General features: G+C 70.3%; 10 protein-coding genes and 1 pseudogene. 9 read left to right on the top strand and 2 right to left on the bottom strand.

Annotated elements, in window-relative coordinates:
• The first annotated feature begins 375 nt into the window (after nt 1-375).
• Nucleotides 376-1,749 (top strand): alkaline phosphatase, encoded by a 1,374-nt coding sequence (locus tag BJ965_RS00250; protein WP_184906772.1) that lies wholly within the window; start codon nt 376-378, stop codon nt 1,747-1,749.
• Between the two features lie 390 nt (nt 1,750-2,139).
• On the opposite strand, the gene BJ965_RS00245 is transcribed toward BJ965_RS00250, so the two are convergent.
• Nucleotides 2,140-2,715, bottom strand: coding sequence for a hypothetical protein (locus BJ965_RS00245; protein WP_184906771.1), 576 nt, complete (start codon nt 2,713-2,715; stop codon nt 2,140-2,142).
• A 488-nt stretch (nt 2,716-3,203) separates the two neighbouring features.
• Between BJ965_RS00245 and BJ965_RS00240 the strand changes: the two genes are divergently transcribed.
• The 3 genes from BJ965_RS00240 (at nt 3,204) to BJ965_RS38845 (ending at nt 4,229) form a co-directional block, all read left to right on the top strand.
• Nucleotides 3,204-3,575, top strand: coding sequence for a hypothetical protein (locus BJ965_RS00240; RefSeq protein WP_184906770.1), 372 nt, complete (start codon nt 3,204-3,206; stop codon nt 3,573-3,575).
• 91 nt (nt 3,576-3,666) lie between these two features.
• Nucleotides 3,667-3,972, top strand: coding sequence for a DUF6247 family protein (locus BJ965_RS00235; protein WP_184906769.1), 306 nt, complete (start codon nt 3,667-3,669; stop codon nt 3,970-3,972).
• Nucleotides 3,973-4,061: 89 nt separating this feature from the next.
• Entirely contained in the window at nt 4,062-4,229 is a 168-nt protein-coding gene (locus tag BJ965_RS38845) for a hypothetical protein (protein WP_246545796.1), read from the top strand.
• 60 nt (nt 4,230-4,289) lie between these two features.
• Here the strand turns inward: BJ965_RS38845 and BJ965_RS38840 are convergent.
• A pseudogene (locus BJ965_RS38840) lies at nt 4,290-4,477 on the bottom strand (aldo/keto reductase); the annotation flags it as partial.
• 79 nt (nt 4,478-4,556) lie between these two features.
• Between BJ965_RS38840 and BJ965_RS00225 the strand changes: the two are divergent.
• The 5 genes from BJ965_RS00225 to BJ965_RS00205 all read left to right on the top strand — a co-directional run bounded on the left by BJ965_RS00225 (nt 4,557) and on the right by BJ965_RS00205 (nt 13,148).
• Nucleotides 4,557-5,564, top strand: coding sequence for a 3-oxoacyl-ACP synthase III family protein (locus tag BJ965_RS00225; protein WP_184916573.1), 1,008 nt, complete (start codon nt 4,557-4,559; stop codon nt 5,562-5,564).
• A 626-nt stretch (nt 5,565-6,190) separates the two neighbouring features.
• A complete protein-coding gene (locus tag BJ965_RS00220; protein ID WP_184906767.1) occupies nt 6,191-8,122 on the top strand; it encodes a dynamin family protein in 1,932 nt (643 codons plus the stop codon).
• Between the two features lie 3 nt (nt 8,123-8,125).
• Nucleotides 8,126-9,988 (top strand): dynamin family protein, encoded by a 1,863-nt coding sequence (locus tag BJ965_RS00215; protein ID WP_184906766.1) that lies wholly within the window; start codon nt 8,126-8,128, stop codon nt 9,986-9,988.
• Nucleotides 9,989-10,011: 23 nt separating this feature from the next.
• On the top strand, nt 10,012-11,964 hold the full coding sequence (locus tag BJ965_RS00210; protein WP_184906765.1) for a dynamin family protein: 1,953 nt from the start codon (nt 10,012-10,014) through the stop codon (nt 11,962-11,964).
• Nucleotides 11,964-13,148: a hypothetical protein gene (locus BJ965_RS00205; RefSeq protein ID WP_184906764.1), complete on the top strand. Its 1,185-nt coding sequence runs from the start codon at nt 11,964-11,966 to the stop codon at nt 13,146-13,148. The genes BJ965_RS00210 and BJ965_RS00205 overlap by 1 nt, the downstream gene beginning before the upstream one ends.
• Nucleotide 13,149: the final 1 nt, after the last annotated feature.

Below are 13,149 nucleotides of genomic sequence, written 5' to 3'. Positions count from 1 at the left end.
CGCGTCTCGTCTGTGATCGCCTGGGAGCGCGCAGCGCCGTAGCCGGTGAGGTCGTGGCCTCTATCTGGGCTGTTTTCGGATCACGGCGAAGAGCGCCCGGTCTGTTGGACGCCCGGTGGCGTCGAAGGCGCGGTGCCGGCCGAGACGCTCGACGCGGCCACCTGAGCAGGTCGCGAGCAGGTACTCGCCGAGCCATTTCAACTCGACATTCGGGGACACGACTGCTGGCCTCGATGTCGGCCGCAGTTTTACCCTTCCCGGCGCCGTTCGGCGTAGCTGCCCGCGTGCCAGGGAGAACAGCGTCGACTGGCCCATGGATGATGGTCTGAAGCCCGGCTGGCATCTGTCCTGCGGGTGCGTTGAGGAGTCCCGTTCATGCGCAGTCCGTCTCGTCGGCAGGCAGTGGTCGCCGCGGTGGCCGGCGCCGCTCTAGCTGCGTCGGCGGTGATCGCGGGCGTTACCTCCGGCGGGGATTCCGTGGAGCCGTGGGAGCGGGCCGTGCGGGCCATCGAGCACGGCAAGGCCAGGAATGTCATCCTTCTGATCGGCGACGGCATGGGCGACGCGGAGATCACACTCGCCCGCAACTACACGGTCGGGGCGGGCGGCCGCCTGAACATGGACAAGTTTCCGCTCACCGGCGCCTACACCACGTACGCCGTGCACGAGGACGGCACCCCGGACTATGTGGCCGACTCCGCCGCCAGCGGCACCGCATTCGCGACCGGCCGCAAGACGATCAACGGCCGGATCTCCAAGACGCCGAACACCGACCAGGCCATTCCGACGATCCTGGAGCTGGCGCAGGACAACGACTACGCGACCGGCAATGTCACCACCGCCGATCTGACCGATGCCACCCCGGCGGTGATGGCCTCGCATGTCACCGACCGTTCCTGCAAGGGCCCGGCCGACATGGCCAAGTGCCCCACCGACACCCTTGGTGAGAAAGGGCCGGGCTCGATCGCCGAGCAGTTGGTCAACCACAAGGTGGACGTCCTCTTCGGCGGCGGGCAGCAGCGCTTCGACCAGGAGGTCACCGTCGGCAGGTACAAGGGCATGACCGTGACCGAGCAGGCGCGCATGCTCGGCTACCAGGTGGTCACCAGCAGCGCCTCGATGAAAGCCGTCACCCCCGCCAGGCCGGTGCTCGGCCTGTTCGCCGGGGACGACCTGCCGACGGAGTGGACAGGCAAGCCGGCAACGCGCGACGGCAGCGAGTGGCAGCGGTGTGTCACCTCCAACCCGAACCGCCCGCCGGGCACACCGAGCCTGGCGGACTCGACGGCAAAGGCCATCGAACTCCTCGAGGCCAGGCAACAGCGGCGGGGCAGCGGGCAGAGCTTCTTCCTGCAGGTGGAGGGCGCTTCCATCGACAAACGCGATCATGCCGCCGACCCGTGCGGGCAGATCGGCGAGACGGTGGCCTTCGACCGCGCGGTCAAGGTGGCCCGCGACTATGCGGCCAAGCACCCCGACACCCTGGTGGTGACCACCGCCGACCACGGCCACACCAGCCAGATCGTCCCGCTGGAGGCCACCCCGCCCGGCCTCTCCGCAACCCTGATCACCGGCGAGGACCGGCAGATGAAGGTCAACTACTCGACCAACACCCCCAGCCAGACCCAGGAGCACACGGGTACTCAGGTCCGCATCGCCGCCCAGGGACCGCAGGCCTACCGGGTCCTCGGCGTCACCGACCAGACAGACCTCTTCACCACCCTGCGCGATGCCATGCGCCTGCACTGATCACACGCTGACGCTGGAGGGGGCGGTGGCTGGTGTACCGGGCGCTGGCTGACCTGGTGTGTTGCTGGTCTTTGAGAAGCGGGGTGCGTGGTTCGAATGGGGAGGCCGGGATGTGTGAGCTGGGGTTATGGGTTCTGCATGCTGGATGGGTGGTTAGCGGCCTTGGGTGGGGCGGTGGTGTCCATGACCTCGAGACCGGGTTCTGCGATGCGCTGTTCGCCGATCTACATGCCCCTACCGACGGCTCCGCCTGGCCCGGGGTTCACGGCCGAGGGGGAAACACTCCTACGAGGGACTCGATCTGCTGATTCACCCCGATACCGAGCCGAGGCCAACGGCCTTTGCGCACGCCTGCGCCCTGGTCGCAGGCCTCGGCGGCCAGGGCGCCATCTAGGTAGCGCAGCCCACGTAGTACGGGCCACGGACATTCGTCCGGTAGGCCTCGGTCGCATCCATATGAGTGGGCAGCGCTGGGGGAGTCTCCTGCCGATGCGGCGGCTTCTCGTCGATGGTCCACTTGCCGGGAGGTGAGTCCTGGTCGCGGAAGTCCAACCGTGCGGGGAAGGGCAGTGTGTACGTGCCGCCGCCTTTCTGTGCCGTGCTGAAGCCGGCCAACGTCCAGCCGTGACAGGCGGGCACGAGGCCGACCTTGATGTAATACCCGTCGCTGAACGTGATTGTCGCTTCGTCGATGTCGAAAGAGTTCCGGTTGAAGACGTTGAGGACCTGCGGGTTCGTGTAATTCTGTTGCCAGAAACCGACTCTTTTCGCGCCTCCCTGCCGCTCGGACTCCTGGGCAGCGCTCTGTGCCTTCCGAGATTGCTGGTAGCTCAGGAGTGAGACGACCAATGCAAGGATGGCGACGAACACGGACAGCCAATCGGCACGAGAGCCCCGCATCAAGCGCCGTCGCGACCTGTTGTCGTTCTGCTGGCGTTCATTGGGCGACCCGGCTGCGTCAGTCATGGTTCATGCTGGGCACGGTCCCGCCGACCGCGCCGCTCGAGCTGCGCTGTTAGAGCGGGGACCCGCTTGCCCGAGTCCTAGCACTCACCAGTGTGTACGGCGACGATGTTGTTGCGGTCCAGGCCGGAGCGGCGCCCGGGAAGGGCTTCGGCAGCGATGGCCTGCAGGTACAGCAGCTCAGCACCTTCACGCGCGCCACAGGCCTCCTCCCGGGAAGAGGACACCTATCAGGCTCAGTCGCCGGTACACCTGCGGGCCCGACGCCGCGGAACGATATCCCCACGAACGCCGAGATGCGCGGTGGTCTGGTAGAGGTCCTTGGCCAGTGGCTCTCAGGCGGATGGAGTTGTTGGCGAAGATGAGGCCCGACAGCCTGCGTCGAGCGTGACCGCTTCTCGCTCTTGCCGCGTGCGTGCGGCCTGCCGGTTGTCAGTGGCGCGTCCTACTGTCCCTTTGCTGGGATTTTCACGGCAGAAGGGCGGTTGTAGGTGGTCAATATTGTCTGGCACACGAAGTTGCGGATCTATCTGGACCTGGCCCGAGACGATCTGGGGCATCCGGAGTTGCCGGATCTGTGGGTGACCGTCTACCGCACGGACCGGCTGTATGCCGCGCGTGGTGTGCCGGTTGCCGAGCGGGATCTGCAGTGCGGCGGTGTGTGCCAGGAGGCGGGGGTGGAGGCCTGGATGCATTTGCGGCTGCGTGCGGGGCGCCGGGAAGCCGTCCATGAGAAGGCCGAGGACGAGGACCGTCACACCCTGCCCATGAGTACGGACCGCCCGTTCGGCGCACAGGAGACAGGCGCCAGCGAGCAGCAACTGCGCGACCTCGCCGGGAGCCTCGGCGAGGTCGCCGACTGACCCGACGAACCGAAAGCGGATCAGCGCATGCTCGCCCCCACCGCCGCGTGTCCCGCGTACCGTGGCGAGGAGACCCCCGCCTGGAGGAGCCATGAGCGCCCAGCCTGACCACGCGCCCGTCCCGCCGACCCCGCCCGCTCCGGCCGCGGCCGCGCAGCTGCTCGCCCAGCTCCGCGAGAGCAGCCGCGCCAGCACGTGGGTGCCCGCCTTCGAGCATGACTGGGCACGGGCGCTGGAGGACTCCCGGCACAGCTACAGCCTCAGCCCGCTCCATCACGTCGTGCGCACCTGGCAGGCCCGCCTCGCCGCCGCCCCGGCCCTGGAGGCCTTCCTCGTCGGCGGCTGCGACGACTCCGACGGCGTCGACCTGGCCGACGTCCCCGGCACCCGCCCGTGAGCGGTACGCCCTGGCTCGCACGTCTGTCACCGAAAGCCCTGGCCGTTGTAGAGGAGCTGCCCGGGCACGCCCGGGAGATGGTCCGCGACGTGCTGGACATTGCCGGCCGCGATCCGTGGTCCTTCCCGCCCTTCGACGCACGGGACCCAGAGGGCGAGGACGTCCGCTCCGCCTCGGTCGGACAGATCACCGCCGTGTCCTGGATCAACCGCCCGGCGGGCCGCCTGTACGTCATCGACATCGTCTGGCTTGGCTGACACCACACTCCGGACCGGCCACCGCTTGGTCTTGCTGGGGGGCTGGGCCGCGTCCTGCTGTCACCGGCCGATCTTGTCCAACTCGGTGAGCTCCTCGTCGGAGAGCGGGAGCCCGCGCCGGCGCCATTCTCGCGCAGGTGCTCCACCGGCGAGGTGCCGGGAATCAGGATGCTCGGGGACCGCCGCAGCAACCAGGCCAGGGCGACCGGCATCGGCGTCGCATCCAGCCGGGTGGCTGCCGCCCTCAGGTCCCGCACCCGCGCGCGGGCTTCATCGTTGGTCCCGGAGGGGGCGGCGTGCGCCTCTGTCGTGAGGAAAGGGCGCGTGATGGTTTCGGATCGCAGGAGTGCTTACAGCCGTATCACCCAGGTCGCGGTCCACCTGCCTGACGGCCGCCAGAGCGCGCGAGCCATCGAGGACCGGCTGCGCGAACACAGCCCTGGTGTACGGGTTCCGGTCGGCTTGCTGTCCAGGCTCTACGGGCTGGAAGAACGCGTCGTCGCCGCGGACGGCGACGTGCCCTCCGGCCTCGCCTGCCATGCCGTCAGCCGTGTCCTGGCCCAGGCATGCCTCGAACCTGGTGAAGTCGACCTGCTGATGTTCGCCGCTGTCAGCGCCGATGTCCAGGAACCCGCCAACGCCCACATCGTCGCCGCCCGGACGGGGCTGTCCTGTCCGGTCTTCGACGTCTCCAACGCCTGCAACAGCGTCCTGAACGCCCTGGAGGTCGCGGACGCTTTCATCCGCGCCGGCCGTTACCGTCGGATCCTGATCGCGTGCGGGGAAACCCTCAGCCGCCTCAGCCGATGGAGCCTGACTCCCACCACCCTGCGGACCGGGCTAGCGTCCCTGACCGGCGGGGACATGGGCGCCGCCCTGCTCGTCGAAGCCTCCCCCCGGCCGGGCATCATCGCCCAGACGTTCATGGCGAACTCCGCGGGTTGGCCGGCCGCCACCCTCTTCAACCCCCACCACGCCCCCAGCGGCCCGTCGGGACTGCACATCGACTCCGAAAAGCTCCTCGCCTCCTTCCTCGGTATCGACACCCGCGCCGCACAGTGGCTGAAGGAACAGCACACCGACCCGAACGAACTCGGCCTGATCTGTCTCCACCAGCCGTCCGTCCCCTTCGTCCGTACCTTCTGCGAACGCCTCAGCATCCAGCCCGACACGGTCGTGCCCACCTTCCACCGCACCGGCAACATGGGCGCAGCCACCCTCCCCCTCCAACTCGCCCACGCCGCCGACCAAGGCCGGCTCCGCCCGGGCACACAGGTGGTCCTGTTCGGCATGGCCAGCGGCGCCAGCGGCGGCGTGATGCTGATCAGCTGGTAGGCAGAGTGGCGCGCACACTCGCACTCGAGACACCGGTCGGCCAGAGCGGCTCTGCTCAGCGCGTGCTCCATTGAGGGCTCCGGCCGAATTCTTGTGATCCATGTCCCGCTTGTACTGCGGTGGTGCTCCCGCGCTTGGTGGCGCTACTCGCTCAGAAACCGGCCCAGTGCACTGGAAACCCCTCGAGACAAGCGTTCTGGGCGTGTCGAGACGGTAAGCGAGCTCGGGCCGGGGCTTTTGATCTGGTCTTCACATAGCGTTCGACGGTGCGCTAGCTGATGCCGAGCAGCTCGGCCACGCGCCGGGTGCTGCCGGACCAGGTAGCGCATCTGCGCCCCCAGGGACTTTCGGTGCCGACGCCGAGGCCACGGGCAGGGACCGCCCCCGGCGCCTCTGACCCGGTCAGCGCGACCATCGCCGCCACCGCGGCCGCCGTGTCCTTGACGGCTCTGACTCGGTGCCCTCCCACTTTCCGGTCCCCTCCTTGCAGACGTCTGTCCTCGTCTGCTCTACGCGGCGGGAGGGTGGGTCCGCCGCAGGGTTTCGGCGCGTGCCGCTGCGGCGGCTTTTGCCGATCCCATCATGTGACGAGGATCTGACCATCTAGTCGTTCTTAGGCTGCCGCCGTGACCGAACAGCTGGTGGTGAACGGAACCGGGGCGGGCTGGACCTCTGTGGTCGCCGGGAATCTGCGGTGGATTGAGGAACTGCTCGACAGTCTCGGCCTCCCGGCCGAGCGCTCCGACGAGCTGCGCGCCCGCCTCACAGCGGTTCGGGCCCGCGCGGCCGACCCGCAGTTGCGGGTGGCGGTGTTCGGCGAGGCATCCTCTGGCAAGAGCACGCTGCTCAATGCCTTCCTGCGACGCCGGCTGCTGCCCTCCTCCGCCCTGGTGACGACGCGTACGACCACGTCGCTGGAGTGCCTCGGGGGCGCCGAGGGCCTGACGGTGAGGACAATTGACGACACCGTCCTTGAGTGGCCGTCCGCGCCGTTCGCCCGGTGGGCGGGGCTGAAGTCCGGGCCGGGCACCATGGAGCGCGCGTTGGAGCGGGTGCTGACCACGGAACTCGCCGAGGACGTCAGCGGGCTGTGGGTGCACTCGCCGGCCCGGCTGCTCGGCGGCGGCCTCACGGTGATCGATACCCCTGGGTTCAGCGTCACCGAGCGGGGACACCGGGAGCTGGCCGAGGCGGCGGCGCGGCAGGCGGACCTGGCGCTGGTGGTGGTGCCCACCGTCGCGGCGATGTCGCTGACTTTGGCGGACTTCCTGACCGGGCCGCTGCGGGACCATCATGACCGGTGCGCGTTCGTGCTCACCAAGATCGACTTACTGGACGAGGAGGAACGCGCCGAAGCTGTCGAGGTGGCCGAGCGCCGGCTGCGGGATCTGGGATGCGCCGATCCGCTGCTGCTGCCCTGCGCCCCGGGAAAGGCACTTGGCGAGGTCACCGGCGGCGGCCGCGAGCGGGACGGGGCCGGTCATCTCGCGGTGTTCGAGCGGGTGGAGGCGCGGATCGCGCGGCTGGCCGCCGACAGCCGTCAGTCCGCCATCGCCGCCACGGTGCTCGGGCTGCTCTCGGAGCTGCTGTCGGCGGTGGAGGAGACCGCCGAGGCCCGACGCACCGCGCTCGCTCGTGGCGAGCGCGAACTGGCGGCCCTGACGCTGCCGGACCTCACCGCTGTTCTCGACTCCTGGTCCGCGCGCACGCTGGACCGCACCCGGGCCGAGATGAACGCCGCCACGATCGGGATGTCCGGCACGTCCCGTACCAAGCTCGACAGTAAAGTCGGCGACGCCGTGGCGGGCGAGAAGATCAACGACCTGGCCGCCGCCGCTCAGGAGGTGTCCCGCCTGGTCCGGCGCCACCTGCGGCGGCACGCCGAGCGCGTCGTCCAGAAGGCCGCGCGCCGAGCCGGTGAACTGCTGACCACCGCCGCCGACGAACTCGCCCGGGACTTCACGGCCCAATACAGCGCCCTAGCCGGACTGGCCGGCGAGTCCCGGACCGCTCCCCCCGTGCCCTCGGTGGCGTGGCCGGAACTCCCCGCCCCAGACATGTCCGGCATCGACCAGGCACTCACCGCGATCGGCGCCCGGCTGACCTCCGGCGACAACTGGCGCACCGGCGGTGGGGCGATGGCCGGTGCCCTGGCCGGCAGTCTGGTCGCCCCCGTCATCGGCACCGTCATCGGCGGCGCGCTCGGCGCGCTCATCGGGCGACGCGGCGCCGACGCGACCCGGGAGCAGTTCCTGCGGCAGGCCCGCCCGGTCATCACCGCCGCGCACGAGGAGATCGCTGCCCTCGCCGCCGCCTGCCTGCCGCGCGTCCAGGAAGAGCTCGCCGAGAGCGTCGCCGCGCTTCGCCGACGGTACGACGACGAGTGGCGTGACGAGATCACCCGCCTCACCGAGGCCCACGACCGGCGGCGCGCCGAACTGGCCGTCGGCATCGCCCGCGTCGAGAAGACCGCGGCCGCCGCCCGGCGACGTCGCGACGAGGTCGCCGCCCTGCGCCGGGCGACGGGCCGGACCGTCCCCGAGCCAGAGGAGTCATGACACGTGAGCAGCACATCCCCGCCCTCGGCGGGCGCACCGCCCAAGGGCGCGTCCGTCGTCCCCACCCCCCAAATCGCCACCGTCACGCCCGACTGGCTGCGGGAGGCGCGCCGGCTCGCCGAGGACCACGGTCAGGAGCACATCCGCGAGGCGCTTGACCTGCTGGCCGCCGGGCGTGGTCGGCCCGCGTTCCGGATCGCCGTGGTGGGCGAGTTCAACCGCGGCAAGTCCACCCTGATCAACCGGCTCCTGGGCCGGGATCTGCTGCCGACCGGTCCGCTCCCGGTCACACGGGCACCGGTGGTGATCCGGGCCTGTGACGAGGAGGGACTGATACTCGGCCGGCCGGACGGCCGCCGCGAACTGCGCAAGCTCGACGACGACGGCATCTGGGACGGGCTGACCGGCACCCCGGCGGAACCGGAACCGGGTGCTCTCGCCGGGGCCCCGGAGCCCGAGGTGACTCTGGCGGTGGCCGACGACTGGCTTGCCGGTCTGGACGCCGAGCTCGTGGACACGCCGGGGGTCAACTCCGGTACCGAGGAACAGTTCGAGCAGGTGCGCCGGACCGCGGCCGGCAGCGACGCCGTGCTGTTCGTGGTCTCCGCCCTCTCGCCGATGAGCATCACGGAGCGGCGCCTCCTGGAGGAGGAGGTGCTGTGCCGGCACGTTCCCTTCGTGGCCGTCGTCGTAACCATGCTGGACCTGGTGGACGGCGACGACCGCGAGGAGTCCGTACGGGACCTCGGCAAGCGGGTCGCGGACCTGGGCGGGCTGCCCGTGCTCACCGCCCCGGTGCCCGGCGGCGGAGAGCCCGAACTGGCCGCCCTGCGTGGTCTGGTGGAGGGATACGCGCGGGACAGCGAACGGGCCTTGTGGCGTGACCGGGGCATCGCGGCGCAGGTGGCGGACCACTGCGAGGCGATGGCCCGGATCGCCACCGAGGCCGAGGCGGTCGGCCGGCTCCCGGAGGAGGAGGCCGCGGAGCGGGCCAGGACGGAGCGGGCGCTGCAGGAGAGCGAGGGCCGGCAGTGGGAGCAGCTCCGGGTGGATCTGACGAGCCGGCAGCTTCATCTGTGCACCCGGCTGCGTGAGCACGTCCAGAAGGGGCGCGACGGCATCATCGAGCGGCTGCGTTGGGACCTGGAGCGCGCCTCCGACCCGGGCACCTGGTGGGGGCGCGACCTTCCCGTCCGGCTGGGGCAGGAACTGTCGCTGCTGGCCAGGAGCTGCGAACGCACGGTCCTGCTGCCGGGCATGGCGGCGGACACCGACTGGCTGGACGGGGAAGTGGCGCGCAGGCTGCCGGGTGCGGCGCGCAGCCCGCTGCCCGGGACACTGGAGCTGACCACCGAGCCGGAGATTGCCGGTGAGGTCTCGAGCCTGTCCAGGACCCGCCTGATCACTCGGCTGGGCGCCCAGGGCGGTTCGATCCTCGGACTGCTGATCGCCACGGCCCGCCAGAGCCAGAGCGGCCGTGCGGACTCGGGTCCGTCCGGCCCGCCGCCGATGCTCTACGGCAGTGTCCTCAGCCTGGTCGGCGGGCTGCTGGCCGAGGCCTACGTCAGGAACGCCGCCGAGGAACAGCGCCGCGAGGTCGACGCCGTCCTGGTGCGGGCGGTCGACGAGAGCGCGGGGGTCTTCCAGCGCCGGGCCGTCGATGCGCTCGGTGATGTCTACGCGGATGTGTTCGCCCGGCTCCGCGAGTCCCACCGGGCCTGGGCGGATGCCCGGCGGGCGGCGGTTGAGTCGGCATCGGCGTCCGGCACGGACTGGGCCCGCCTGGCGAGCGACGCGGCGGAGCTGGCCACCCACATCCGGTCCGTACTCGCCTCGGCGTGCAGGGACGAGGAGGAAGAGCGATGAACAAGGAAGAGGACGGCCTAACCATGACCAGCGAAGAGAGCGGGTACGCGGCCGCCGACGAACAGCGGCTGAGGCTGGCCGAGATGTGCCGCCGGATGGAGAAGGCCGCCGAGCAGATCGGCAACAACGGCGCCGTCAAGGCGGTGACGGCACTGCTCGAACGGATCGAGAACGAGGCCTTCCACGTGATGGTGGTCGGCGACTTCAACCGCGGGAAGTCCACTTTCCTCAATGCCCTGCTGGGAGACCGTGTGCTGCCGGTCAAGGCGATCGCCGCGACCGCCGTCATCACCGAGGTCAGGTTCGGCGAGTCGCCGGCCGCGCTGCTGTGGACCGAGGACGCGGTCGAACCGGAGGCCGTGGACCCGGGCCGGCTCGTCGAACTCATCACGGTGAACAACACAGCGGGCGGCGAGCGCAGCCCGTATGTCAAGGCCGAGCTGGTCTGGCCGCTGGAACTGTGCCGCCACAACGTCGTACTGATCGACTCGCCCGGTCTGAACGCCTACCAGAGCCACAACGAGATCACGGTCACGCATCTCGGCAAGGCGGACGCGGTGATCTTCCTGCAGCACGCGATCGCCCCGATGAGCATCAGTGAGTCCGATTTCCTGAAGACGAGCCTGAGCGCGCACGACCCGTTCTTCGTGTTCACCTACTTCGACGCCATCGACGACCACGAGCGTGACGACGTCGTTGCCGCCGCCCGGCGACGCATCACCGATCTGCGCGGAGAGGACCGCGACCGGAACCGGTTCTTCTTCGTCGACGCCAAGTCGGCGCTGCGGGCCCGGACGGCCGAGGACGATGAGGCGTTCCGACGCTCCGGAGTGGACGCGGTGGAGTGGGAACTGGAACGGTACCTCTCCACCGAGCGGCACAAGGTCAAGCTGCTGACCCCGGCCCGCTCCCTGGACGGCATCGCACAGGAACTGCGCCGCAACATCCCCTCCGAGCTGAGCATGCTCGAGGCGGAGAGCGATGATCTGGAACGACGCTGGGCCGCCGCCCAGCAGCCGCTCAGGGACCTGCAGGCGCAGGCGCAGCAGATCACCCTGGAGATCCGCAATCAGACCCGGGTGCTGCAGGACCGGGTTCAGACCCTGCTCGGGGGCTTCCTCGCAGCCGCGGCCGACGAGGCGCCCGTGATCGCGCAGGATGTCGAGATCACCACCAAGCTCGGCCTGAACCCCCTGAAGGCCAAGGAGCGCGCGAAGCAGGTGGCGGAGGAGATCGCCGCCGGTACGGTGAAGGCCTTGGAGGAGAAGGTCGCCCTCTGGGTGACCGAGTCGCTGGCGCCCGTGATCGAGCTGGACCTGGAGCAGCTTGCCGAGCGGATGAACGCCGAACTGACCTCCTTCGAAGCGGCCCTGGAGAAACTGCGAGTCGACCTGCACGGGAACAGCGGGACGCTGGTCCCGGCCGAAGGGCGGGAGAGCGAGCCACTGATCCGGTTCCTGACGGGTGCGGTCGGACTCTGGTTCAGCGGGCCGGCGGGTGCCCTGGTCGGAGTGCGGTTCGGGCCGAAGGAGGCGTTGCGCACCGTCCTGCCGGCTCTCGGCATCCTGTTGGCCTGGATGGCCACCCCGTTCGGATTGCCGACGCTCCTCGCCGCCTGGATCGCACAGGGCATTTTCCAGGGCGGCAGCGCCGGTGACCGGGTGGAGAAGAAGATGCGGGAGGAGATCGGCCGCGCGATGGCCAGCGAGCTGCGGCTGGCGGCCCCCAAGGAGGCCCAGAAGGCCGCCCGCGCCTTCGCCGCGGAGAGCGTGGAGCCCATCCGGAAGGAGATCACCCAGGGCATGGCCTCCCGCATCGAGGAGCTCACCCGCAGTGTGGACTCCGCCCGGGAGGCCTTGGACCAGGGCGAGGAGGCGGTCGAACGGCGCCGTGGCGAACTGACCCGGCTGGACGAACTGCTGAACCGCGCCGGTGACGAGATCGGTGACCTGGTCGCCGAATTGACGAGGATGTGATGGCCCGTTACCGCAGGCGGCTGTGTCTGGCCGTCGACCTGCGTCACTACAGCCGTGGTGGCTACCGTGCCCAGGAGGACGCGCAGTACCGGCTCCGGCTCGTGGTCGAACACGCGCTGCGCCGGGCCCGGGTGCTGCGTGTCCGTGCCCAGCAGCAGGTGCAGGGGGACGGCCAGATGGTCGTCTTCCCGGCCAGGATCGATGCGGTGCGCGTGGTCCCGGCACTGGTCCTCGGCCTGCGGGACGGCCTCTACCAGGCGAATCGCACGCCCGGTTCGTTCGGCCGGATGCGGATGCGGGCGGCTCTCGCGCTGGGGTCGGTCTCGCGGGCCGACCGGGGGTATCTGGGCGACTCCGTGGTGCTGGTCAACCGGCTGGTTGACTCCGACGGGCTGCGCGACGTCCTTGAGGAGGAGGCGGGCAGCGACCTGGCGCTGGCCGTGCCGGACGAGATGTACCGGGACGTCATCCTGCCCGACGGGCTCGGTCTGGCCACCGAGTTCCGCCGGATCGACGTGGCCGTCGTGAAGAAGGACTTCGCGTGCGGCGCCTGGCTGCACGTGCCGCCCTCGGCTCCGGTCCCGGACCGCCGGGCGGAGCCGGTGATCTGGGGGCATTCACCGACGCGTACGGCGATGCGCGAGTTCGTCGTGCCGGCGCTCGGGGCCGCCCATCTGGCGGCCGCGGCGGTCTCGCACAGCCAGACGCTGCGGGAGTGGGTGCTCCCGGGCTGCGCCACGGGCGGGTCGTACGAGGGTGGGGACGGCGACTTCGACGGCCCGGACGAGACCGAACCGCGCGACGGCCACCGCGTCGACGCCCACCACCCGGGGCGGCACCCGCCAGGTGCCCATCCTGGGAGCGGGCATCACGGGAGCGGTTACCACGCGGACGTCAGGCTCCCCGGTCCTCATCCCACCACCCCGCATCATGGGGGCCCGCCCCACCCCGGCCCTCACGGCGTCGACCCGCACCATTACGACGCGTATCACGCCGACTCGCATGCCCAGGACGCGCACTACGCCGCGCCGCATGACCAGGACGGCCATGACGCCGACGTGTACCACGCCGACCCGTACCACCCGGACCCCTACCATCCGGACCCCCATCACGATGATCCGGTCCACCACGACCCCGGGCACCACTTCCACGACAACCACCCCTTCCACCACGACGGACACTGAG

It is taken from the genome of Streptomyces luteogriseus (assembly GCF_014205055.1).
Taxonomy (GTDB): Bacteria; Actinomycetota; Actinomycetes; order Streptomycetales; family Streptomycetaceae; genus Streptomyces; species Streptomyces luteogriseus.
The sequence above is the reverse complement of the archived record's forward strand: the minus strand, read 5'-3'. Positions and strand labels throughout refer to the sequence as shown.